Annotated in this window: 22 protein-coding genes and 1 pseudogene; 9 read left to right on the forward strand and 14 right to left on the reverse strand. The window is 39.8% G+C overall.

From position 1 onward, the window contains the following. Nucleotides 1-370 precede the first annotated feature (370 nt). The 4 genes from gltX to proB form a co-directional block, all read right to left on the reverse strand. The gene (gene gltX, locus H5087_RS17300) at nucleotides 371-1,855 is read right to left on the reverse strand and encodes a glutamate--tRNA ligase (protein ID WP_002961608.1); all 1,485 of its coding nucleotides are present in this window, start codon (nucleotides 1,853-1,855) and stop codon (nucleotides 371-373) included. Nucleotides 1,856-1,894: 39 nt separating this feature from the next. Further along, nucleotides 1,895-2,254, reverse strand: coding sequence for a glutaredoxin domain-containing protein (locus H5087_RS17305; protein WP_002961611.1), 360 nt, complete (start codon nucleotides 2,252-2,254; stop codon nucleotides 1,895-1,897). Between the two features lie 56 nt (nucleotides 2,255-2,310). Next, nucleotides 2,311-3,285: a GGDEF domain-containing protein gene (locus H5087_RS17310; protein WP_182672828.1), complete on the reverse strand. Its 975-nt coding sequence runs from the start codon at nucleotides 3,283-3,285 to the stop codon at nucleotides 2,311-2,313. Between the two features lie 101 nt (nucleotides 3,286-3,386). Further along, nucleotides 3,387-4,490 (reverse strand): glutamate 5-kinase, encoded by a 1,104-nt coding sequence (gene proB / locus H5087_RS17315; RefSeq protein WP_182672829.1) that lies wholly within the window; start codon nucleotides 4,488-4,490, stop codon nucleotides 3,387-3,389. Nucleotides 4,491-4,609: 119 nt separating this feature from the next. Between proB and H5087_RS17320 the strand changes: the two genes are divergently transcribed. After that, nucleotides 4,610-5,569 (forward strand): DMT family transporter, encoded by a 960-nt coding sequence (locus H5087_RS17320; protein WP_182672864.1) that lies wholly within the window; start codon nucleotides 4,610-4,612, stop codon nucleotides 5,567-5,569. Here H5087_RS17320 and H5087_RS17325 read toward each other — a convergent pair. Genes H5087_RS17325 through pdsO form a run of 3 tightly spaced genes read right to left on the reverse strand, consistent with a single transcriptional unit; the run spans nucleotide 5,464 to nucleotide 8,862 of the window. After that, the gene (locus H5087_RS17325; RefSeq protein WP_081709144.1) at nucleotides 5,464-6,069 is read right to left on the reverse strand and encodes a class GN sortase; all 606 of its coding nucleotides are present in this window, start codon (nucleotides 6,067-6,069) and stop codon (nucleotides 5,464-5,466) included. The two genes, H5087_RS17320 and H5087_RS17325, sit on opposite strands and share 106 nt — an antisense overlap. Further along, nucleotides 6,066-8,084 carry a marine proteobacterial sortase target protein gene (locus tag H5087_RS17330; RefSeq protein WP_182672830.1) on the reverse strand — a complete coding sequence of 673 codons (2,019 nt, stop codon included), beginning with the start codon at nucleotides 8,082-8,084 and terminating at the stop codon, nucleotides 6,066-6,068. Before H5087_RS17330 ends, H5087_RS17325 begins: the two co-directional genes overlap by 4 nt. A 46-nt stretch (nucleotides 8,085-8,130) precedes the next feature. Beyond that, the gene (gene pdsO, locus H5087_RS17335; protein WP_182672831.1) at nucleotides 8,131-8,862 is read right to left on the reverse strand and encodes a sortase-associated OmpA-like protein PdsO; all 732 of its coding nucleotides are present in this window, start codon (nucleotides 8,860-8,862) and stop codon (nucleotides 8,131-8,133) included. Between the two features lie 204 nt (nucleotides 8,863-9,066). Between pdsO and pdsR the strand changes: the two genes are divergently transcribed. The 3 genes from pdsR (at nucleotide 9,067) to H5087_RS17350 (ending at nucleotide 12,340) form a co-directional block, all read left to right on the forward strand. Beyond that, complete coding sequence (gene pdsR / locus H5087_RS17340) at nucleotides 9,067-9,756, forward strand: proteobacterial dedicated sortase system response regulator (RefSeq protein ID WP_182672832.1); 690 nt, start codon at nucleotides 9,067-9,069, stop codon at nucleotides 9,754-9,756. Next, nucleotides 9,756-11,894, forward strand: coding sequence for a proteobacterial dedicated sortase system histidine kinase (gene pdsS, locus H5087_RS17345; protein ID WP_182672833.1), 2,139 nt, complete (start codon nucleotides 9,756-9,758; stop codon nucleotides 11,892-11,894). Before pdsR ends, pdsS begins: the two co-directional genes overlap by 1 nt. A gap of 281 nt (nucleotides 11,895-12,175) precedes the next feature. After that, nucleotides 12,176-12,340: a hypothetical protein gene (locus tag H5087_RS17350; RefSeq protein WP_007581574.1), complete on the forward strand. Its 165-nt coding sequence runs from the start codon at nucleotides 12,176-12,178 to the stop codon at nucleotides 12,338-12,340. 5 nt (nucleotides 12,341-12,345) lie between these two features. Here the strand turns inward: H5087_RS17350 and H5087_RS17355 are convergent, their stop codons facing one another. Further along, nucleotides 12,346-13,596, reverse strand: coding sequence for a multifunctional CCA addition/repair protein (locus H5087_RS17355; RefSeq protein WP_182672834.1), 1,251 nt, complete (start codon nucleotides 13,594-13,596; stop codon nucleotides 12,346-12,348). 132 nt (nucleotides 13,597-13,728) lie between these two features. Here H5087_RS17355 and H5087_RS17360 point away from each other — a divergent pair, with 132 nt between their 5' ends. Then, nucleotides 13,729-13,956, forward strand: a complete 228-nt coding sequence (locus H5087_RS17360) for a hypothetical protein (protein ID WP_007581571.1) — start codon at nucleotides 13,729-13,731, stop codon at nucleotides 13,954-13,956. 30 nt (nucleotides 13,957-13,986) lie between these two features. Here H5087_RS17360 and H5087_RS17365 read toward each other — a convergent pair whose 3' ends face one another. Genes H5087_RS17365 through H5087_RS17380 form a run of 4 tightly spaced genes read right to left on the reverse strand, consistent with a single transcriptional unit; the run spans nucleotide 13,987 to nucleotide 17,852 of the window. Continuing rightward, nucleotides 13,987-14,487: a DUF1543 domain-containing protein gene (locus H5087_RS17365; RefSeq protein WP_182672835.1), complete on the reverse strand. Its 501-nt coding sequence runs from the start codon at nucleotides 14,485-14,487 to the stop codon at nucleotides 13,987-13,989. Nucleotides 14,488-14,495: 8 nt separating this feature from the next. After that, nucleotides 14,496-15,845 (reverse strand): sigma 54-interacting transcriptional regulator, encoded by a 1,350-nt coding sequence (locus H5087_RS17370; RefSeq protein WP_024597600.1) that lies wholly within the window; start codon nucleotides 15,843-15,845, stop codon nucleotides 14,496-14,498. 2 nt (nucleotides 15,846-15,847) lie between these two features. Continuing rightward, nucleotides 15,848-16,393, reverse strand: a complete 546-nt coding sequence (locus tag H5087_RS17375) for a hypothetical protein (protein ID WP_182672836.1) — start codon at nucleotides 16,391-16,393, stop codon at nucleotides 15,848-15,850. Nucleotide 16,394: 1 nt separating this feature from the next. Further along, on the reverse strand, nucleotides 16,395-17,852 hold the full coding sequence (locus tag H5087_RS17380) for a sensor histidine kinase KdpD (RefSeq protein ID WP_182672837.1): 1,458 nt from the start codon (nucleotides 17,850-17,852) through the stop codon (nucleotides 16,395-16,397). Between the two features lie 330 nt (nucleotides 17,853-18,182). On the opposite strand from H5087_RS17380, the gene H5087_RS17385 reads away from it, so the two are divergent. The 4 genes from H5087_RS17385 (at nucleotide 18,183) to H5087_RS17400 (ending at nucleotide 19,337) form a co-directional block, all read left to right on the forward strand. Further along, on the forward strand, nucleotides 18,183-18,416 hold the full coding sequence (locus H5087_RS17385; RefSeq protein WP_002961641.1) for an EF-hand domain-containing protein: 234 nt from the start codon (nucleotides 18,183-18,185) through the stop codon (nucleotides 18,414-18,416). A gap of 24 nt (nucleotides 18,417-18,440) precedes the next feature. Beyond that, nucleotides 18,441-18,668, forward strand: coding sequence for a hypothetical protein (locus tag H5087_RS17390; protein WP_007581559.1), 228 nt, complete (start codon nucleotides 18,441-18,443; stop codon nucleotides 18,666-18,668). A gap of 186 nt (nucleotides 18,669-18,854) precedes the next feature. Then, complete coding sequence (locus H5087_RS17395) at nucleotides 18,855-19,091, forward strand: calcium dependent protein (protein WP_033021630.1); 237 nt, start codon at nucleotides 18,855-18,857, stop codon at nucleotides 19,089-19,091. Nucleotides 19,092-19,100: 9 nt separating this feature from the next. Beyond that, entirely contained in the window at nucleotides 19,101-19,337 is a 237-nt protein-coding gene (locus H5087_RS17400; protein WP_182672838.1) for an EF-hand domain-containing protein, read from the forward strand. A 56-nt stretch (nucleotides 19,338-19,393) separates the two neighbouring features. Here the strand turns inward: H5087_RS17400 and H5087_RS20225 are convergent. Continuing rightward, nucleotides 19,394-19,630 (reverse strand): annotated as a pseudogene (locus tag H5087_RS20225) (energy transducer TonB); the annotation flags it as partial. 349 nt (nucleotides 19,631-19,979) lie between these two features. Beyond that, nucleotides 19,980-20,462 carry an energy transducer TonB gene (locus tag H5087_RS17410; RefSeq protein ID WP_182672839.1) on the reverse strand — a complete coding sequence of 161 codons (483 nt, stop codon included), beginning with the start codon at nucleotides 20,460-20,462 and terminating at the stop codon, nucleotides 19,980-19,982. Between the last annotated feature and the right edge of the window lie 166 nt (nucleotides 20,463-20,628).

Raw genomic sequence — 20,628 nt, forward strand, 5'->3', positions numbered from 1 at the left:
TGTTTAAAGTACTTATGGCAAACTGATGTCTCAGGCATAGCAGTTGTGACTTATGTGGGTTGTGGTGATTTACATAAGATCATAAATTGCTGTGCCTGTCACGTTTTGGGGATTCGTCAGCCCAAAGGGTTCTTTCTAGGGGCTATTTACTCTTTGTTGCTCGGTTTTTACTTAGCCCACTAGGTTACAAACCTCGCGCCGCGATTAAATAGCCCCTAGTTTGAACAAATTTTAATCCGAAAAGATCAACAGACCCTAATACTTTAGTTAAACAATATCAAAATACGATGTCATATAGCTAAACAGCCTGAAACAAAAAAGCCGAACTTATTTTACTAAGCTCGGCTTTTAAAAGTACATTGTTTAGCAATTATGCACTTGGGTATTCGCGGTACGCACGCTCTATATTTTTAGCCTGCTTTTTAGAAATACCTAAATGAGCAAGCGCTACACGTAAACGAGCACGTGATAAGTCAGAGCCTAATATCTCCATTGCATCAAGCACCGACGTACTTGATGTTTTGCCTGTAATTGCAACAAAAATTGGCTCTAAAAAGTCTTTAATTTTAAGCTCGTGGAATGTAGCCACTTCTTTTGCAATTGCAAAAATAGCGGGCTTATCAAAGCTACGTAAGCCTTCTAGCTGCCATACAAAAAATTGTAGTGCTTGGCGTATTACGTTTTCGTCTGCTTTACCAGCTGTTAATAGCGCAGGGTCGTAAGTTGGAATACCACCTACAAAGTGCCCTGCCAGCTCAACCATATCCGAAAGGGTATTAATACGCGTTTTAGCCTCAGGTAATACTTTAGCTAACATTTCACCGTTAAACTTCCAATCAACAAAGCGCTGAATTAACTGCTCGTCGGTTAGATTTTCGCGGATCCACATGCCGTTTAACCAGCTTAATTTATCCACGTCGAATACTGGGCCACCAAGCGATACGCGCTTCATGTCAAAGTTTTCAATCATTTCATTGAGTGTGAACTTTTCACGCTCATCTGGCATTGACCAACCCATACGACCTAAGTAGTTAAGCACGGCTTCTGGCAGGTAACCCATTTCTTTATAGTAGTTAATAGACGTTGGGTTTTTACGCTTAGATAGCTTTGATTTATCTGGGTTACGTAGTAATGGTAAATGACCAAGTACTGGCGCTTCCCAACCAAAGTCTTCGTAAAGTTTTAATAACTTAGGTGCTGAGTTAATCCACTCTTCGCCACGGAAAATATGACTAATTTGCATATGGTGGTCATCAACTACGTTCGCTAAAAAGTACGTTGGGAAACCATCCGCTTTTAAAAGCACTTGCATGTCTACGTTTTCCCACGGGATCTCAATTTCATCTCGTAGGTAGTCGTTAAACTTAAATGTGCCTTCGCTTGGGATTTTCATACGTATAACGTAAGGTTTGCCTGCCGCTAAGTTTGCTTTAATTTCTTCATCTGTATGGTTTAAACCACGACCGTCGTATTTAGGGCGCAAGCCTTCTGCCATTTGCTCTTCACGCATTTGATCAAGCTCTTCGCTTGTTGCAAAGCAGTAAAACGCTTTCCCATCGTCAACTAACTGATGCGCGTATTTTTTATATAAATCGCTACGCTCAGATTGACGGTAAGGACCAAATTCGCCACCCACATCAGGACCATGATCCCACTCAAGCCCTAACCAGCGTAAGCTATCCATAATCGCAAGTTCAGACTCTGGCGTGCTACGTACTTGGTCTGTATCTTCTATACGAAGTACAAATTCACCGCCTTGTTGTTTAGCAAAACAGTAGTTAAATAAGGCGATATAAGCGGTGCCAAGATGCGGGTCACCAGTTGGCGACGGGGCAACACGGGTGCGAATTGTCATGGTAAATTCTCTTTAAATAAGTGAGATAATAAAAGTGGTTTATGCAGCTACTTTGTTTAAGTAAGCAATAATATCGTTTGATTCATAAAGCCATTGTACTTGGCCATTTTTCTCTATACGCAGGCAAGGCACTTTAACTTTGCCGCCTTGCTCAAGAAGCTCTTGACGATATTGCTCATTATTTTTTGCATCACGCGTTTCTATGTTTAAGCCTTCGCGCTTAATAGCGCGGCGTACTTTTACACAAAACGGGCATGCTTTAAATTGGTACAGTTTAAATTGTGAGGTTTGCTGATCAAGCTGTGCTTGCTCGTCGCTTGCACGCTTTTTACTGCGAGGAGTAAATACAAAATTAAAGAATAAGATTATACAACCTAAAAACCAACGAACTAATTTCATGTTCTGTGCTCTGCTTACAACAATTTAAGGAGCCAGATTTTAGCACAAATTTACAATCAAAAAAGCTCAATACTGTTATCTATCTTTGGTTCGTTATTAACTTCTAATTCACTGTAGGAGGTAACTCTATTACGGCCAGTATTTTTAGAGTAGTAAAGCGCTAAATCAGCCTGATTTACAATACTCGATACAGTATCAATACTCACTAACTCTAAAAAACCAATGCTAATGGTTAATTTGCCAATTTGTGGAAAAGGGTATTGGGCAACATTAAGGCGTAACCGGTTAAGTGCAACATGTGCATCAGCCTCTGTTTTTGCTTGAAATAACATTGCAAATTCTTCACCACCATACCTAAATACATAGTCTTCTATTCTAAAATTATTTTTTAGTAGCCGTGCAACAAGTAAAATAACCTCATCGCCAATTACATGCCCGTAGTTGTCATTAATATTTTTAAAGTTGTCGATATCGGCAATAGCTAAGTACCAACGTCGCTTTTTATTGTTATCATTTCTTGGTAACAAAAAACCGTTACCCGATACAATCTCAATTACTTTTTTATCAAATGTTTGCCTATTTAAAAGCTCTGTAAGTGGATCTAACCGCGACTTATATAATAGCCCAAGCTGATTAGCATAAATATTTAAAATATGTACAGCTAACATAGTTGTTCGTTCTGGTAATTCTTGCTCGGTTTCTATTAATAAAGTGCCGACTACTTTTCCAAAATGATAAATAGGCACGTAACTTGTTGTGCTACTAAAAGCATAGCTCACCCTAATTTTATTTTGAGTGACCTTTTGTAATAACAATGATGCTTCATCTGGGCTTAATTGCTCTAAATTACTATTTGGATTAATAAGAGTAGGGGGTATGAGGGCTGAAAAATTTTTATTGACGTAAATGGCAAAATTATCAACTTCGAGCAAGTCGCTAATTATTTGTATTAATGCGCTATCTAAATCACTTTCTTCCTCTTGCTGGGTAAGCTTAATAATCCATTCGTGCCCACACTTATTTGCCTTCATTACACTGCCTAAACTAATTAAACTTTTATTAGTCTAGACAATACTCATGAATTTACTAAGTTATGAGGTAATACTTATTAACTAATCCTTTAGAATAGGTATTAAAGTAATACTAAGTCGTCGCGATGCAATACTTCTGCACCACTATCATATTCAAGTAACCCACCTATTTGATTTGAGTGTGCGCCTTTAATTTTATTTACCTCGGTACTGCTAAAACGCGTTAAGCCACGTGCAATTACTTGATTTTTATTATCTATTAAATCAATTAAATCGCCTCTTTCAAAACGTCCAAATGCATTAGTAACACCTTTAGCAAGTAAGCTTGCGCCTTTATTTTGCAGCGCGGCAATAGCACCTGTATCTATAACAATTTGGCCGGTACTTTTAGGCCCTGCTAGTAACCATTTTTTACGGCCATCTTTTGGGGCGGTGAGTTTTAAAAAACGCGTGCCTGGTAACTCGTCACTCATGCATTTTAAAATAACGTTTTTACCTGCGCCTTTAGCAATAATGACTTCAACGCCTGCACGCCTTGCGATGTCGGCTGCTTGTAATTTAGTTGCCATACCGCCAGTACCTAAGTTTGTACCACTGCCACCAGCAAGTTGTCGCAGCTCATCATTTATATGTGTTACTTCACCAATGAGGGTGGCATCGGCGTTTGTGCGCGGATCGCTGGTAAATAACCCTTCTTGATCGGTAAGTAGCAGTAACTTATTAGCATTAGCCAAAATAGCGACAAGTGCCGATAAATTATCGTTGTCGCCTACTTTTATTTCACTGGTAGCGACTGCGTCATTTTCGTTAATGATGGGCACAACGTCGTAATTTAATAACGCATTGAGTGTATCGCGGGCATTTAAGTAGCGTTCTCTGTCGTCTACATCAGCGCGAGTAAGCAGCATTTGCCCTACATTTACCCCATATAAAGCAAACAAACTCTGCCAAATATGAATAAGTTGACCCTGTCCAATTGCAGCAAGCATTTGTTTATCAATTAAGCTTCTGCCACAGGGTTTTAATAGTTGTTCGCGCCCAGCAGCTACCGCGCCGCTCGATACTAAAATAACGTGATGCCCTTGCTTTTTAAGCTCGCAGCATTGGCGTACTAATTCAACCATATGTGCTTTGTCTAGCTTATCGGTGCCGCCAGTTAGTACGCTTGTACCAAGCTTTACAACTATTACCTGTTCCCTTTGCATGTGCTTTTTACTATTGATTAATTAAAGATGAATTAATTTATACCAGCTCGGTATTTTTGAACAAGTTAAAAATTTTCATGCTAGGATCTGATTTTATTAAATTAAGTAAATTACTCTCTATGCCTGCCAGTTTATGTTTAATTATTGCCACCTTTTTATGGGGCAGCTCTTTTATTGCGCTCAAATACGCCATTGCTATTTACGACCCTGCATTGGTGATATTTTTACGCATGCTCACCACGTTAGTTTTGTCGCTTTGTTTATGGCGCTACGTTATTCGGTTTGAGTACTTAAAAGGTGACTGGAAGTATTTAGTGGGTATGTCGCTTGCTGAGCCTTGCTTATACTTTTTATTTGAAGGCCATGCAATGGAGTACACATCAGCCTCGCAGGCCGGTGTTATTGTCTCTTGCTTGCCTATTATTATTGCGTTGCTCGCCTTTGTATTACTTAAAGAACATATAAGCAAAGCTATTGTTGTTGGTTTTACGCTGTGTATAGGCGGCAGTATTTTACTTACGCTTCTTTCACCAAGTACCGACCAAGCACCTAATCCGTTACTAGGTAACTTTTTAGAGCTTATGGCGATGGTGTGCGCTGCATTTTATACAGTAAGTATTAAACATTTAGCTAATCGCTACTCGCCCCTGACTTTAATTGCGTTGCAAGGTATTAGCGGCAGCTTGTTTTTTGCGCCGTTTTTATTTTTTATCGACCTACCAAGCGAAAACCAACACGACTTAACTGCGCTCATGAGCATTTTGTATTTAGGTTCGTGTGTAACCCTTGGCGGCTACGGCATGTACAACTATGCAATTAGCAAAGTATCGGTATTAACCGCTGCTGCGTACTCTAATTTAATTCCTATTTTTACACTTATTTTGTCAGCTATTATTTTGGGCGAAGTGCTCAACGTTTGGCAATGGCTGAGCATATTTGTGGTATTTATTGGCGTAATGATAAGCCAGCGCCATCAAGAACTTGTGGTGGATATACCGCTTAGCGAATCGGGCGAAGACATTTGCGCAGATACAAGCAACCTTAAATCAGTACCCGAGGCAAGCGAATCAAAAGGGTAACAGGTAAGCAAATACAGCCCAGATGTTTGTAAAAATGAGTTTTGGGATTGATGAATAACCTCAATCCCCGTTACCTTATAATTTTGAATCACCCCACTTTGCAGTTGCAAAGTAAACGCCTCACCTACTTTGGCGTTTTGTAAAAATGCAAAGTGGGTGTCGTTATGCCCGGCTATTAGCGCGCCTTTTTCGTTTCCAAACTCTTTTCCGCCAAGCTCCCCTGCAGGTAAAAATTGGCTAGGCGCAAACGCTAAATTGCGACCACTCGCTCCAGCTAATACACTTAATGTTTTATTATGGCTTGGCCAATCAAGCTTTGCAGTCACGTAGCTGTCGGCGTAATACCACGGCTTTACTTTAGTGTCGGGTGATTTAAGTGCCTCTTGCCATGCTTGCTCAATTAATACTTGAGCAAGCCACGCTTTTGCCTGCATATAAGCGCCGTGACCAAATAATCCAAGCCCAGCTATTAGTAAGCCCACGCTTAGCCACTTTTTCATTTACGTGCCCTGCTTAACTTAAATGATCGGTTTATTTTAAGGGCGCTAAATCCCAATAATAAAATACAGCCTAGTAATATATGTAACCTGCTTTGCCCATCGGTTTGCGGTAAACGCATTGCCATACCTTGTGGTACTGCATTAGTAGCTTGCGCCGTTTGCTCTGCCACTTCTTTTATTTGAGTTTGTTCAATCGCTATAAAAGCAGTAAACGGGCTAAGTAATTGATGAGTAAGCGCAAGCTCCTGTACTTCATCTTTAACTACACTTTGCTCGTTGTATAAAAGTAATGACTTAATTTTTTGGCGCGCCCACAGTTTTGCTATACCTTGAGCGCTTGAGCTATTTTGTGTACTTAATTTAATACTTAAAGGCCCTTGTGCTGTTTGCCCAGCAAGTACAACATTTTTAGCATTATTAAGTTTTATAGCGACCATGATAGGCTCGCCAAAATATAAATCAGGTAGTGGTGATGGCCAAAAATCTAAACTGTTACCGCTTTCATCGCTTAGCACCAAATTAGTAATAGCCGGATGTGCAAGCTTATCAAACAACTGTTGCATTTTAGGTTGCACCTCGCTTGTGCTGCCTATAAACGTAAATGAGCCCTTACCGACATCTGCCGCTCGGCGCATAAAAAAGCTATTCGGTGCGCTGCCAATACCCACTGTAAATAAGCGGCTATCACCTAACTTACTTTGAATATTTTTAAACAATGCGTCCTCATTGCTTACGCTGCCATCAGTTAAAAATACAACTTGGCGTACAAAACCATCAAACTCGCTACCATCAAGTACAGCATTAAGCGCACCTTGTATTTCAGTGCCGCCGTCAGCTTCTAGGCTATAAATAAATCGCTCTGCACGGCGTAAATTAAAGTCACTGGCTATAAGTGGTTTATCGCTCATTGGAGTTACTAAGTTGTCAAAACCAATAATGTTAAAGCTGTCGTCGCTATCAAGTAATGACAGCGCATAAAACAAGGCTTTTTTAGCTTGCTCCATAGATTGCCCGTGCATAGAGCCTGACGTATCAACTACAAATACCATTTCACGAGGTAAGCGCTGAGTTTGTGTAAAGTGATCCCCTGGTGGCATTAGCATAGCAAGCCCGTATCGATCACCATTTTCAAACTGCTGAGTAAAAAATGCGGCTTGAGCTTGCTCTTTTTGCAGCGGTTTAAACTCAAGTACAAAGTCGCGATTAACTGCATTTGCCTCATTTAACGCTATTTTATATTGTCCAAACGCGGTGTTTTGCACATCAACATTATGATATTTAGAATTGATATCCACCAGCTCTAAGCCTACGTCTATATCTATGTTTAAGCTAAGTTGGCTGCTTGGTACGTTATCATTTTGATTACTGCTTTTAGTGCTGTAAACAGGGCTTAACCATCCCGTTGGGAGCGGATTAACATGCGCTTGATTTTGAGTACTAACCTCAACCTCACCACTAATCGCGTGATAACGCGGTGTAATGGTAGTAGGAAATCTAATAGCGAATGTGCCGCTGCTGTAATCAATTATTTCTTGATACTCAAGCTCAATAATCACTTGCTCACCAGGACCAATATTTGCCACATTCGTAATAAACATATTGGCGCGTTGCTGGCGTACAAGGGCCGCTTGCTTGCCTGCTTTTTTAGCCTCCTCGTATTTTTTTTCGGCTTCCACTTTTTTATCAATTTGGCCTTTAATGACTCGCTCACCTATACGCATCGTCATGGCATGTACGGCGCTTTCATCTGGCAATGGAAAAACGTAGCGCGCATTAACCGCAAACGGGTTTTCGTTTTGATAGGTTTGCGTAACTACAACATGATTAATTAGGCCAGTTAAGGTCATATTGGCGTCGCTTTTTAATATTATTGCTGGGCCTGCTGGCGCACCATTGCTATCAAAAAGCTCTAACTTGGGTGATTGCGCATGGCTTTTGAAGCTCGCTAACAGCACAATCGCTATGAATATAAAAATGCTTACTTTAGTAAGCATTTTGGTCGGTTTACTCAACATAAAATCACTCCATCGAACGCTTTGCTTTACTTAGATTCAGTTAGATTTAGTTACTCGCCGTTTGGCCATTTGCTGGGCTCATTGAGCGAGTGGTAAGCGTTACGCGTCTATCAAAAAAGTTATCTTCCACCGTGTCGCTGTTAGCCAATGTTTGCTGCTCGCCAAATGCCTGCGTGCTTAAACGTTTGTGGCTCACACCGTGTTTTATTAAATAGCTTTGCACGGCATTTACTCGCGCTTTAGAAAGTAAAAGGTTGGCTTGCTCATCGCCGCGCTGATCGGCAAAGCCACTTAAATCAAGTGCGAGTTGTGGTTGGTTGTTTAACAAGGTAACTAGTTGGTCTAACTGCAATGCAAAATGCGGGGCAATAACACTTGAACCTGTTTTAAATTGCACCGTCATCGCCAATAAGTTATTAATTTGAACTTGAGTTAACTGCTCATTTTGATTGGCAAGTACTTCTAACTGCTGCTCTAACATATTGTTGTGGTTAAGCACGTGTTGGTAATCGTTGGTTTTTTCTTTCATGACCGTAATTGCACGCTCTTGCTCTGCAATTTTGTTATCAGCTACTTTTGAATCACCTATTAAACCACCGGCAAAAGCCCCAATAAACGCACCAATTGGCCCGCCCACTACGCCGCCAATAATAGCGCCTGCACCTAGCCCAATAGCCGTTTCTTTATGGGCTTCTTTTGATGGCGTGTTAGATGTTGAGGCAATTGCTGGAGTACAAAAACTAGCAACGAGTGTTAACGCAATTAATGTCTTCTTCATGATTTGATCCTTAAACTTACTTTTTAATTTGTGATGTTTTGTTTTGATGGGTGTATTAAAACAAGCTCAAGTGGCAGCAAAGGGGATCAAAAATGGCAAACTGCTGAGCAATTGTGGCAAAAAAATGGCAATTGCCTTTTTAACCTTACTTAGCTTAAAAACTTCGATATAGTGCACAACAGAGCCGATAGGATAATGATTAAAATGAAAAAAATAGCCATCGTTGAAGATGAACCCGCAATCCGCGAAAACTACATAGAAATGCTGAGCGCACAGGGCTACCAAGTCAGTGGCTTTGAAAATCGCGCCAGCGCTGAAGCTGCATTTAAAAATGCCCTGCCCGATTTAGCCATTGTTGATATTGGCTTAGGCCATGAAATAGATGGTGGTTTTTTACTGTGCCAAACATTGCGTTCGCTTTCTAAAACGCTGCCTATTATTTTTTTAACCGCCCGCGATAGCGAAATAGATACCGTATGCGGCCTACGCATGGGCGCCGACGACTACCTAACAAAAGACATTAGCTTGGCTCACTTGGCTGCACGTATTGGGGCGCTGTTTCGCCGAATGGAAGCACTTGAACAACCCGCTGATGCAAACGCCCTCATAACACGCGGGCAGTTAACGCTCGACACGCAACGTATGCAGGTATTTTGGCAGCAACAATTAGTTGATTTAACCGTAACCGAATTTTGGATGCTGCATTCACTCGCCCAGCGACCAGGCCATGTTAAAAGCCGTAACGAATTAATGAGCGATGCAAAAATTTATGTAGACGACAGCACCATTACTTCACACGTAAAACGTATTCGTAAAAAGTTTATAGCACTCGACAGCTCCTTCGATCGCATAGATACCGTGTATGGCATGGGCTACAGGTGGGAACAACACTAATGCTACGATTTGGTCTGCGCAGTAAATTTATATTACTTTCATGTTTTTTGTTTTTGCTACCGTGGCTTGGCTACGAGTACGTATGGGAAATGGAAAAGTTTTTACGCCAAGGCCAAGAAAAAACTCTCGTAGGCACCACTCGAGCACTTGCTACAGCATTACATGAGCGCCCCGCATTATTTGACGAGCAAACCAACTTTTTAGACCAAGTAGTAAAAGGCCGCGATTTATACGCTTATAATCTTAAAAACCCTATTCAGCTCGACGGTAAACTTAACGATTGGGACAGCTATCAACCGCTATTTTGGCATTACGATAAACGCTACTTACAAAAAACAGATAACAAACATCAAGCCCGTGACTTATCGTTTGATCATATGGTGGGAAAATTTGATAACTACTTATACGCCGTATTTAAAGTCACCGACAATACTCTTATTTATCGCGCTAAAAATAGCTTAAGTATTACCAATAACGATTATTTACAAATTGGCCTAAAAACGCCTAACGGCCAGTTTAATACTTACATTATTGCGCCACGCCAAGACGGCTGGGTTAATGCGTTTGATGCAAATACCAAAGCCCCTTTTACAAAAATTCAGGGCTATTTTGAAAGTACCGAATCAGGTTATAACGTAGAGCTGCGCTTTCCAATTAGCATGCTGGGCAACAAGCTTGGCTTTGCTATTGTTGACATTGATAGTAAAGAGACATTGCTAGAGCCTAAAATAATGTCGACCTCAAACTTAAATAACCCAAACGATTTAGGCTCGGTATTAGTCCCTTCCCCAGAAATTAGCCGTATTTTAAAAGGTATGGGCCACAGCGGTAGCCGCATTTGGGTGGTTGATAACCATCATCGTGTACTTGCCCAATCGGGTACTATTCAAAATGCAGATGGCGTATGGGCTGATGGGCTTGCTAACAAAACACCTGAAACTTGGTGGCAGCGCTTTGAGCAAAATTACTTACACCCAATTTACTATAAAATATTAACGCGCCCCGAAAATGAGTTTTTAGATACCCTGCACGATGTAGCCTCTATGCAGGGCACACATTTAGCGAAAGCATTAAAAGGACAACCTGCATCGTCTTGGCGCTTAACTCCCGACAGCAAAGCCGTTATTTTATCGGCCGCTTACCCTATTTGGATTCAAGACCAAGTAATTGGCGCGGTAATAGCAGAGGAAACTACAAACGGCGTACGTACGCTGCGTAACAAATCGCTCGAAAAACTCTTTAACGTTATTTTAGCTGTGATGCTAATTGGTACTGTCACCTTGTTCTTTTTTGCCTCACGCATATCGAACCGAATTAGGCGGCTGCGCGATACAGCTGAGCAAGCAATTGATGCGCAAGGGCGTGTTACTGGCAGTATTAATTACAGCGACGCTAACGATGAAATTGGCGACCTGTCTCGTAGTTTTTCAAACATTGTGAGCCGACTTGGTGGCTATACCGATTACTTAGAGAATATGTCGTCGCGGTTATCCCACGAACTGCGCACGCCGGTTGCCGTAGTGCGCTCATCACTCGAAAACTTACAAAGCTTGCCACAAAACGAGCTGAGTCAAAAATACCTCGACCGCGCCAGTGAAGGCGTTGAACGCTTAGGTAAAATAATAACCACCATGAGTGAAGCTACTCGCCTTGAGCAAAGTATTCAAAGCAACGAGCCTGAGCCTTTTGATTTACAAAAAGTAATAAATGGCTGCATGCAAGGCTATCAGCTTACTTACCCACACCAGTTATTTACGCTTGATGTATGCCAAAGCAAATTACCTATGCAAGGTGCACCGGAGTTTATAGCTCAGCTGCTAGATAAACTTATTAATAACGCGCTGGAGTTCACTGAAGCCAATACGGCTATTAATGTAAGCCTTAAGCAGAGCGAAAATAAAGCAACATTAACAGTGAGTAATACTGGTCCCGTTTTACCTGAAGGATTAACTGAGCATATTTTTGACTCTATGGTGTCGGTACGTAGCCAGCAAATGCAACAACAGCCACATTTGGGATTAGGGCTTTATATTGTAAGGCTGGTGTGCGACTACCATAAAGGCAATGTAACCGCGCAAAACAACGAGCAAGGTGATGGTGTCGTCTTTACCGTAACACTGCCGTTAGCTAATAGTTAGGGCTGTATTTATACCGTTATATCTGTACCGTTATATTTATAGCCACAGCATTATATGCAAATAGTAAGTACGCAATAAGTTAAATTCAGCTGTATAATTTTAGTTAAAAAAAGCTACTTTAATTTACCTTAACTCCATATAAATTAACAAATACCTCCCTCTCATCCCTTAAAAGCTGCCGGTTACAATTTAGTACAACTTCAAATGTAACTATTCACTTTTAATTCAGTCGAATGACCATACCCTACATCATATTAAAGTATTAAATTGAAGGAATACTCATGAAACCATCACTAGAGCGTGAAGAACTAGACTTTATTTTTGACTTATACAGGCCCTCTAAAAAACCTGAGTCTGAAAATGTAAAACCAAAAAGTACAAACTACAAAGAGCTAAGAAAGCACGACGCGACTAAAAACCAAGGCGTATCGCACTACTTAGTCTAATTTTATTACGCTTGGGACTTCTCATGTTCTAAAAATGCTTTAATGCAGTTTATTTCTGCAAGTTTTACTTCTTCGCCTATTTCAGGGCCTTTTTTGCCATTTTTAAGTGCATTTTGCACTACCAGTTTCTTATCCATTTTTTGCAGTTCAGTATGAATTGCTCGCAGCTTAGCTGCTTGCGGGTATGGCTTATCAACAAGTGTTTCACCACGCCCTTGTGCATCGCATTGGCATGCTTGGGTAAACGCTATAAAACGTTCTGGGTGTACCAACGCATTTAGGTTAGTCACTATTAGCTTGTGAATGGTTTGCGGCCTTAACTGGTCAATCGTGTGGCAAAGGGTATGATTATCACTGGTGAGTACGCCAACATCGCGAAAACAGTTAGGCACTTTTAAGCGCTCACAAAACGCCTCAATAACTGCAACACCTTCGCGTTCGTGCCCACGTAGGTTTCCATATTTTTTAAAACTAAGCGCTTTTCCAAAATCATGGGTTAGTGCAGCAAAACGTGTTTCTAAATTAAAATTTAAATCGGCTGCACGCCTAAGTACCAGCATAGTATGTACAAATACATCACCTTCAGGATGATGGTTTGCCGGTTGCGGTACATTAACCATGCGCTCAAGTTCTGGAAAGATACCTAAGCCTTGCAGTGCTTCAAAATAAAGCTCAGGGTACTTTTCACCCAGTGCTTTTTCAGTTTCAAGCCACACGCGCTCAGGTACTAAATGATTTAGCTCACCTTTATTTTTAAGCTCGCGCATTAATGCATACGTACTTGGGTGAATACGCCAATCACTGCCATAGCGCGCTAAAAAACGGGCAATACGCAGTACTCGAACAGGGTCTTCTACAAATGCCTCAGTGGTGTGGCGCAGTGTTTTATTTTGTAAGTCAGTTTGGCCATTAAACGGATCAATAATATTACCGTGTTCATCAAGCGCCATTGAATTTATGGTTAAATCACGCCTTGCTAAATCTTCTTCTAGCGTCACTGTTGGGCTGGCATCAACCACAAAGCCAGTATAGCCTTTGCCGCTTTTACGCTCTGTGCGCCCCAGTGCATATTCTTCTTTTGTTTTTGGGTGTAAATAAACAGGAAAATCGCTACCTATTGGTACAAAACCGAGCGACTGCATTGTGTCTGGCGTTTCACCAATCACTACATAATCGTTATCTTTTGATTTTATATTTAGCAGTTTGTCGCGCACTGCACCACCAACGAGGTAAACTTTTTTTAAGTTACTTTTCACTTTATTCCCATAAACATTAATAAAATTGTTTGATACTAATCATAACATTAATTAAAAAACTCTGCGGTGTTTGCCAAGCTTAAGTAAGCTCATTACAATGGCGCATTATTTTCAGCTATAGCCTCACAATTAATGAAAAACCATTCATCAAAAAAAGAACTTATGTTACTACCCATTTTATTAGTGGTTATTTTAATGTGTGTGGCGGGTCACTTTTTACTACAAGCAAATTTTCAAGACAGTAATGTGGTTGAATACATGTTAGCAGCACTGCCGTTTGCTATGTTTGGATTGGTTATTGTGGCGTTTAAAATGGCGGCTAAAAGCGAAAAGGATGAACAAAACGAGCAGGACTCTTAATCCTACTCAGTTTTAGCTACTTATTATAATTTAAAGTATGTGATAGCCAAACCAGTCTGGCTTTATAGGCTGCGATATACCGCTGGGCGTGAGCTTAATGTTTAGCTGGCTGTCGAGTAAATCAATGGCAAAGCAATCGTCTACGTCATATAAATCATCTTTATGGATATGGCTAAGCCCTGCTAGCAAATCGCTTTTAGCGCGCTCTTTAGCTTCATGGCTACTGCTTGCAACATACAGTGCAAAGTCGTGTTGCTCAGCCATAGAATCACTTCTGTAAGCGCCTAAATTTACAAAATAGAGTTGTTTATTTTGTTCAACGTACGTATCAACAACTTCTACTTTAAAGCCATCAATATGATTAATTGCCATGTAACTATCCATGTGAACACTACTTCTGTCGCCTACCCATTGGCTTTTTAACTTTGAATAAGTTTGCTCAATGTTTTGCCCTACAACAAAACGAATATCATGCATTTCAATGTGGCAACCTTGAATCCGCCCCCCTAAATACACCATAAATAACTGCATGCTTTTCCTTAACCTAAATTATCAACATCAATATTATGCTTTTTAATCAACTTATAAAAATCTGAGCGGTTGCGCTTGGCAAGCTTAGCGCCTTCAGCTACGTTACCACCTGCCATTTTTAAAGTGTTAATTACATAGTCGCGCTCAAACTCTTTTTTAGCGTCGTTTAGTGATAATGGTTCTACGTTTGTTTCGTTACTATTTAGCGCAGCTAACACTAAATGCTCTGAAATAACATCGCTTGGCGTTAATGCTACAACCTGCTCTACTACGTTTTGTAATTGGCGGATATTACCTGGCCAGTCGTAACGTACAAGTGCATGCATAGCATCGCTTGCAAAGTGTTTTTCAGTTTGGTTCATGCGCTTAGCAATGCTTGCACTAAAGTGCTGTGCTAATAAGCTTATATCTTCGCGGCGCTCACACAGTGGCGGTAATTTTAAATTAACTACGTTTAAGCGATAGTATAAATCTTCTCTAAATTGCTGGTTTAAAATAGCTTCAGGAAGATTTTTATGTGTTGCCGACACTATGCGTACATCAATTGCTATCTCTTCTTGAAAACCTACTGGGCGAATTGTTTTTTCTTGTAATACGCGCAGTAACTTAACCTGTAAGTTAAGCGGCATATCGCCAATTTCGTCTAAAAATAACGTGCCACCCTGTGCTTGTTGAAACAAACCTTGGTGATCTTTAATTGCACCCGTAAACGAGCCTTTTTTATGACCAAATAATTCGGACTCTAAAAGCTCCCCTGGTACAGCGCCGCAGTTAATTGCAACAAAAGGGCCACCGCTTACATGGCTATGCTGGTGAATCGCCTGTGCGAGTAATTCTTTACCAGTACCACTAGCCCCCGAAATAAGTACATTAACTTGGGTTGGCCCAAGTAGTTTTACTTGCTCTAACAAGTGCAGCATGGCACCACTGCGCGTAACTATATTACTTTTAGGTGCAGCTTCATCGGCGTTAACACCATGAATTTCTATCGCTTTTGCAAGGCTGTCAAATAGCTCGTCTTTATCCACTGGTTTAGTTATAAATGCAAAAATGCCCTGCTTAGTTGCCTCTACGGCATCAGGAATTGAGCCGTGCGCTGTCATCATAATGACTGGTAATGCAGGGTAGCGGCTTTGCAGCTGACGATGCAGTGCCATACCATCCATTTCATCCATGCGTAAGTCGGTTATAACGGCATCAAACACTTGGCTTTTAAGTATTTGTAGTGCAGTTAAGCCGCTTTCGCAGGTTGTTACTTCGTATCCTTTTGATTCAATACGAATAGCAAGCAGTTTTAATAAGCTAGCGTCGTCGTCTACGAGTAATACTTTTGCACCTTGTACTTTAGTTGCGGCCATCATTACTGCTCCTTCGTTTCTTCTCGTAGTAAAAGTTGCTGCTCAATCGTTGCTAACGATGAGAGGGTTTCTTGCATTTTATTATTAAGTGCTTGCTGCTCTTTTTTAGCATTTATTTGCATAGTTACTTGCTGCTTTTGAAGCCATAAATATTGCTTTATGTCATCAGGCCAAAAGTAAGCAAGATCGAGCTTTAGCAACTGAGTCATTACCGTATTTGGATCATTATTTATGTTTAAGCACATAAATTTAAAAAAGCGTTTAAGCTCGTTTTCGCCTGTAAAAACATTTTTGCTAGGAACCAATTTAAACCCGCCACACTGATTAGCGTGCCATGCAATAACTTGCTCTGCAGGAGGATAGCTTGGTTCAATTTTTGGTCTAGGTTTTGGACTAGGGTTACTGTTTTTGTCGGTCGTTTTTTTTGTATCGACCACAGGTGCAGGTGTAATTGACACACGCTCTTCTTGCCCATTATTAATTTCACAACCTGATATAACCATGCTGCTACTGAGCACACATAAAATAGCGATTAAACGCAAGCGCATGTTAATTAACTCCTAGATTTTTTGTTATGGGAATTTTAATTGAAAACCGGCAACCATGTGGCTCGTTATGCTCAACACTAAGTGTACCTCTTAGCTGTTCAACAGACTCTTTTACAATAGTTAAACCCAGTCCACTGCCTTGCAGCGTAACATTTTTACTGTGTTTACCTTGATAAAATGCGCTGAAAATTTGAGTTTTTTCTTGCTCTTTAATACCGCACCCTTTATCAAGTACAACGATACAAAGCTGGTTTTGCTCAAGCGCTAAATTAATAGTAACGCTTTGCTTATCTTCTGAAAATTTTAAGCCATTTGAAATAAGCTGAATTAAAATCATCTCAATAAGCTCACTAGGTAAAGCAAGCGGTTTATTCGGTAAAGTATTTTGCCACTGCAGAGCTTGCTGACGCGCAGTTAAGCGATGCTCAAAATGGCTATTAATTTTATTAATAAGAAGACTAAACTCAACTTCGCTTAAGCTGTCTTTACTGGTGCGAATCGCATTATAACTCAGCAAACTGTCAATCATTGTGCGAAGGCGCACCATAGATTGGCTAATAAGCTCAAGCACCGCTTTTTGCTCAGCAGTAATTGGACCTACTATTTCATCAGTTAATAAATCAGTGCCTTCAACCATTGAAGCAAGCGGCGTTTTTAGCTCATGAGTTACATGGCGTAAAAAAGTATCTTTTTGCTGCTCAAGCATATGAAGCTGTTCTTGTACCCATTGGAGCTTTTCTCCTAGCTCAACAAGCTCAGCTGAACCTTTCACAGATATTTTTTGCTGCCAATGCCCCTGCCCAAGCTTATCAATAACCGTAGTTAACCCTTTTAGCCGCCCACTTATGCGCCATAAAAAACCTCCCCCAACAATTAAAGTCAGCGGAATTAGTGCCACCAGCCAGTTTATAAATGACGCTTGCAGGCTTGTAAGCTCATTTTGGTTATTGGTAATTTGCGCTTCGTTTTTATCACGTAACCATAAAGTAAGCTCAGCAATTAAATCGCTCACTGGCACAAATAGCTCAGCTTGTTGTTGTTTTTGCTCAACGAGTTTTACATGCGCGGTTTGTAAGGTGGTATATAAGCGTTGCCATTGGTTGATATACTCTTTATTCGGGTTTACAAATTTGAGTTCATCAATGCTTTGTAGGGATGATTGCCATTTATCGACAATGAGCTTATCAAGCGATTCACTTTTTAATACCCAGTTTTGCCTAGTAGCGCGTTCAAGGCTGTTGAGTTCTTGCTTTAAAGTGTTAAACGATTTGGTAACTTGGTAGTTACTACTCACAATACTTTGAGTAACCGCTAATTGCTTATTAAGCGCATTTAAAAATACGATCACCACTATAGAAAGCGGAAGTAGCGAAAGCAGCATACTCATTGCAAATTGCCCAATTAAATTAGGCCGCCAGTTAAGCATTGCTTGGTATTTTTTAGCTATGGTTGCTGGCATTTCGTTTAGTCCTTTTAAGTTAAGCGCTCTATTATTAAGTGCTTACCTTATACACTAGCTGAACCAGCAATTATATTTAATACGATTAACAGCCAGCACTATAAAACAATGTGTCGCCAAATAGAGACAACGTAACTCGTTGATTTTAATAAATTCCCTTTCAACCTCACTAAATAGTGTTGCAAAAGGCGCACAAAAATTACAATAAACCCAGTAAAAACTTCTCACTGGCTTAAAGCAAAAACAATAACCAATTGAAAAATAACAACAATTATTATTGGCACCATTTTTGTAATAGGAGTAATAACTTTAATCAATAAGGAAATAATTATGAACAAACGCATTTTAGTAATTTCATCATTACTGGCTTTAGGCTTTTTAGGCGCTAATGCACACGCAATGGACGTTCACGCGACTTTTAACGAACTTGATAAAGACAGTAACGGCACATTGAGTGAAGCCGAAGCAGGTGAAGATGCTGTGTTACACGAGAATTTTTCTCAAATTGATACTAATCAAGATGGGCAATTGTCGCTAGATGAATTCAAAAAATTTATTCAATAAACTCATTTAATAAGGAACGTGATTATGAAACAACTTATAGCCGCTTTTTCATTAATGTTTTTAGCAATTAGTGCCACTGTAATTGCATCGCCAACAAATGTGCGCTTTGCCCACTTAGATAAAGACATGGACGGACAAATATCAATTGTAGAAGCAAAGGAAGACAAGGAAGTAATGAGACAGTTTGCCGACTTAGATGAAGACGGTGATGAAAAAGTCTCAAAAAAAGAATTTGAAAGCTTTAAACCTTAATGAGTAATTACTGATTAAGCTTTACTTAAGCTTGTTATAGGTAAACTGGAATTAAAAGCATTTGCCATAATCCCTGAGGGAGTGTGTAAAAGGATTTAATGTTGGGAGTTAAATTACGGCAAGTGCTTTTTCCTTTTCACTTTATTTTAGCCACAAACTTTAAATACATCTTTTGGAAGGAACACCATGAAGATACTTCCCCTTATTATAAGCATCTTAATGCTATTAAGCTTTGATGCCGCTGCACTTGATGTAAAGCAACGCTTTGATCACCTCGATAGCGACAAAAGTGGCTATTTAACGCATGACGAACTTGATCCCCAACCACAACTATTAAACACATTCGTAAAATGGGACAAAAACCAAGATAACCAAATTTCGTTAATCGAATTTAAAAATTACCTTACCAATAACCTCTACTGAGTATTTTTCATGAAAAAAACAAGCTATATAGCGCTTTTTGCGTTTAGTATTTTTAGCACATTAGGCTTTGCTGCAAGCAACAATGTTGCAGAGCAATTTGAAAAACTTGATAGAAACCAGGATGGTTTTTTAACACGTTCAGAAACCGCTGTAGACCCCGCTTTGTGGTCTCGATTTTCAAGCTATGATCAAGACAAAGACGGCAAGCTAACGCTAAGTGAATACAGTTTATATGCAAGTATGTAATCTTATAGCTAGGTACACAAACACCTAGCTTATTATATTTATACTATTAATTACGTTTAGACTTTATTTTTACAACAATGCGCTAAGTACTCTGCATCAGTAGGTTTTGGGCTCACCATAAAATCCATTTTGAGATAAGTTAGAATCGGTTGCTTACTCGTATTTTCAACTGTCGGTTTCCAGCTCCATAAACCCACAGCAGCTGCCGCATCAATATCAAACACGCCCTCAGGGTAAGACGAGACAACCTTATACCCTTGGGCTTCACCTTGTGAATTAATTAACATAGCAAACTCAACACAGCCTTAAATACTTTTCTTTGCAGCTTCTATCTGATATCGCGGCTCAACTCTTTTAGCAACATCCCAGTATTCACCTACCTTACTTCGCAGTTCAGGACTTGATAAATCAATAAAACTCGGCATTTCATCGTTTATTTGTTTATTTGTTTATTTGTTTATTTGTTTATCAGACATTGAGCTACAGACTGTCAGCATCATGCTCAAGGGGAGTAATAAATAGAGAGCTTTCATAGCATTTCCTTATCAATTCGTTATAAATAATTTTTTAAGTAGTTGCATCAATTACCTGTTATGCAAACGCACCACCAAAGTGAGGTATATAAATACTCCACTTAAAATCTTATGACTTTCTTCTTTCTCCCGTTATTTGAAATGCTTCGCCAGCCGGACAATTCTTTAAATATTTTTCACCTACTGGTTTTGATTCAATAGTGAAATCAATTCTAATATGAGTAAGAACAGGCTGTTTAGCTACATTTACGTTAGTAGGCAACCAGGCCCATGTACTTAAAGATTGAGCTGCGGCTTCATCAAATAACCCTTTAGGATATGAGGAGGTTACTTTATATCCTTGCGCCCTACCCTCAGAATTAATGATAGTCATGAGTTCTACACAACCTGCAAGACCTTTTTTTGCAGCAGCTATTGGATATTGTGGTTCTGTTCTTGTTAAAATATTCCAATAGTCTTTCACCCTATCGCGCAGCTCAACACTTGATAAATCTATATAATCTAGCTTTTCAACAGTTTCCTCTGTCGTAGGTGTTGCTCCACATGCCACAAGTAATGAAGTTAATGGGAGTAATAAATAGAGGGCTTTCATAGCGTTTCCTTATGCTTTATTGATTGTTTTACATACTAAATATTCACATCAATTACCTATTTTGTAAACAGTTAGTATAGAGAAAAACCTTAAAATGAGGCCTATCAATTCATTGGTATTATAAAATCAAGTTTGTTAATGTAAGTAAATTAACAATAAAAATTAA

Origin of the sequence: Pseudoalteromonas sp. SR43-7 (assembly GCF_014163785.1) — a bacterium.
Lineage (GTDB): Bacteria > Pseudomonadota > Gammaproteobacteria > Enterobacterales > Alteromonadaceae > Pseudoalteromonas > Pseudoalteromonas distincta.

Bases quoted from the DNA above. Each gene is read 5' to 3' on its own strand.
- gltX (WP_002961608.1), bottom strand. From the start codon at position 1,855: ATGACAATTCGCACCCGTGTTGCCCCGTCGCCAACTGGTGACCCGCAT.
- H5087_RS17305 (WP_002961611.1), bottom strand. From the start codon at position 2,254: ATGAAATTAGTTCGTTGGTTTTTAGGTTGTATAATCTTATTCTTTAAT.
- H5087_RS17310 (WP_182672828.1), bottom strand. From the start codon at position 3,285: ATGAAGGCAAATAAGTGTGGGCACGAATGGATTATTAAGCTTACCCAG.
- proB (WP_182672829.1), bottom strand. From the start codon at position 4,490: ATGCAAAGGGAACAGGTAATAGTTGTAAAGCTTGGTACAAGCGTACTA.
- H5087_RS17320 (WP_182672864.1), top strand. From the start codon at position 4,610: ATGCCTGCCAGTTTATGTTTAATTATTGCCACCTTTTTATGGGGCAGC.
- H5087_RS17325 (WP_081709144.1), bottom strand. From the start codon at position 6,069: ATGAAAAAGTGGCTAAGCGTGGGCTTACTAATAGCTGGGCTTGGATTA.
- H5087_RS17330 (WP_182672830.1), bottom strand. From the start codon at position 8,084: ATGTTGAGTAAACCGACCAAAATGCTTACTAAAGTAAGCATTTTTATA.
- pdsO (WP_182672831.1), bottom strand. From the start codon at position 8,862: ATGAAGAAGACATTAATTGCGTTAACACTCGTTGCTAGTTTTTGTACT.
- pdsR (WP_182672832.1), top strand. From the start codon at position 9,067: ATGAAAAAAATAGCCATCGTTGAAGATGAACCCGCAATCCGCGAAAAC.
- pdsS (WP_182672833.1), top strand. From the start codon at position 9,756: ATGCTACGATTTGGTCTGCGCAGTAAATTTATATTACTTTCATGTTTT.
- H5087_RS17350 (WP_007581574.1), top strand. From the start codon at position 12,176: ATGAAACCATCACTAGAGCGTGAAGAACTAGACTTTATTTTTGACTTA.
- H5087_RS17360 (WP_007581571.1), top strand. From the start codon at position 13,729: ATGAAAAACCATTCATCAAAAAAAGAACTTATGTTACTACCCATTTTA.
- H5087_RS17365 (WP_182672835.1), bottom strand. From the start codon at position 14,487: ATGCAGTTATTTATGGTGTATTTAGGGGGGCGGATTCAAGGTTGCCAC.
- H5087_RS17370 (WP_024597600.1), bottom strand. From the start codon at position 15,845: ATGGCCGCAACTAAAGTACAAGGTGCAAAAGTATTACTCGTAGACGAC.
- H5087_RS17375 (WP_182672836.1), bottom strand. From the start codon at position 16,393: ATGCGCTTGCGTTTAATCGCTATTTTATGTGTGCTCAGTAGCAGCATG.
- H5087_RS17380 (WP_182672837.1), bottom strand. From the start codon at position 17,852: ATGCCAGCAACCATAGCTAAAAAATACCAAGCAATGCTTAACTGGCGG.
- H5087_RS17385 (WP_002961641.1), top strand. From the start codon at position 18,183: ATGAACAAACGCATTTTAGTAATTTCATCATTACTGGCTTTAGGCTTT.
- H5087_RS17390 (WP_007581559.1), top strand. From the start codon at position 18,441: ATGAAACAACTTATAGCCGCTTTTTCATTAATGTTTTTAGCAATTAGT.
- H5087_RS17395 (WP_033021630.1), top strand. From the start codon at position 18,855: ATGAAGATACTTCCCCTTATTATAAGCATCTTAATGCTATTAAGCTTT.
- H5087_RS17400 (WP_182672838.1), top strand. From the start codon at position 19,101: ATGAAAAAAACAAGCTATATAGCGCTTTTTGCGTTTAGTATTTTTAGC.
- H5087_RS17410 (WP_182672839.1), bottom strand. From the start codon at position 20,462: ATGAAAGCCCTCTATTTATTACTCCCATTAACTTCATTACTTGTGGCA.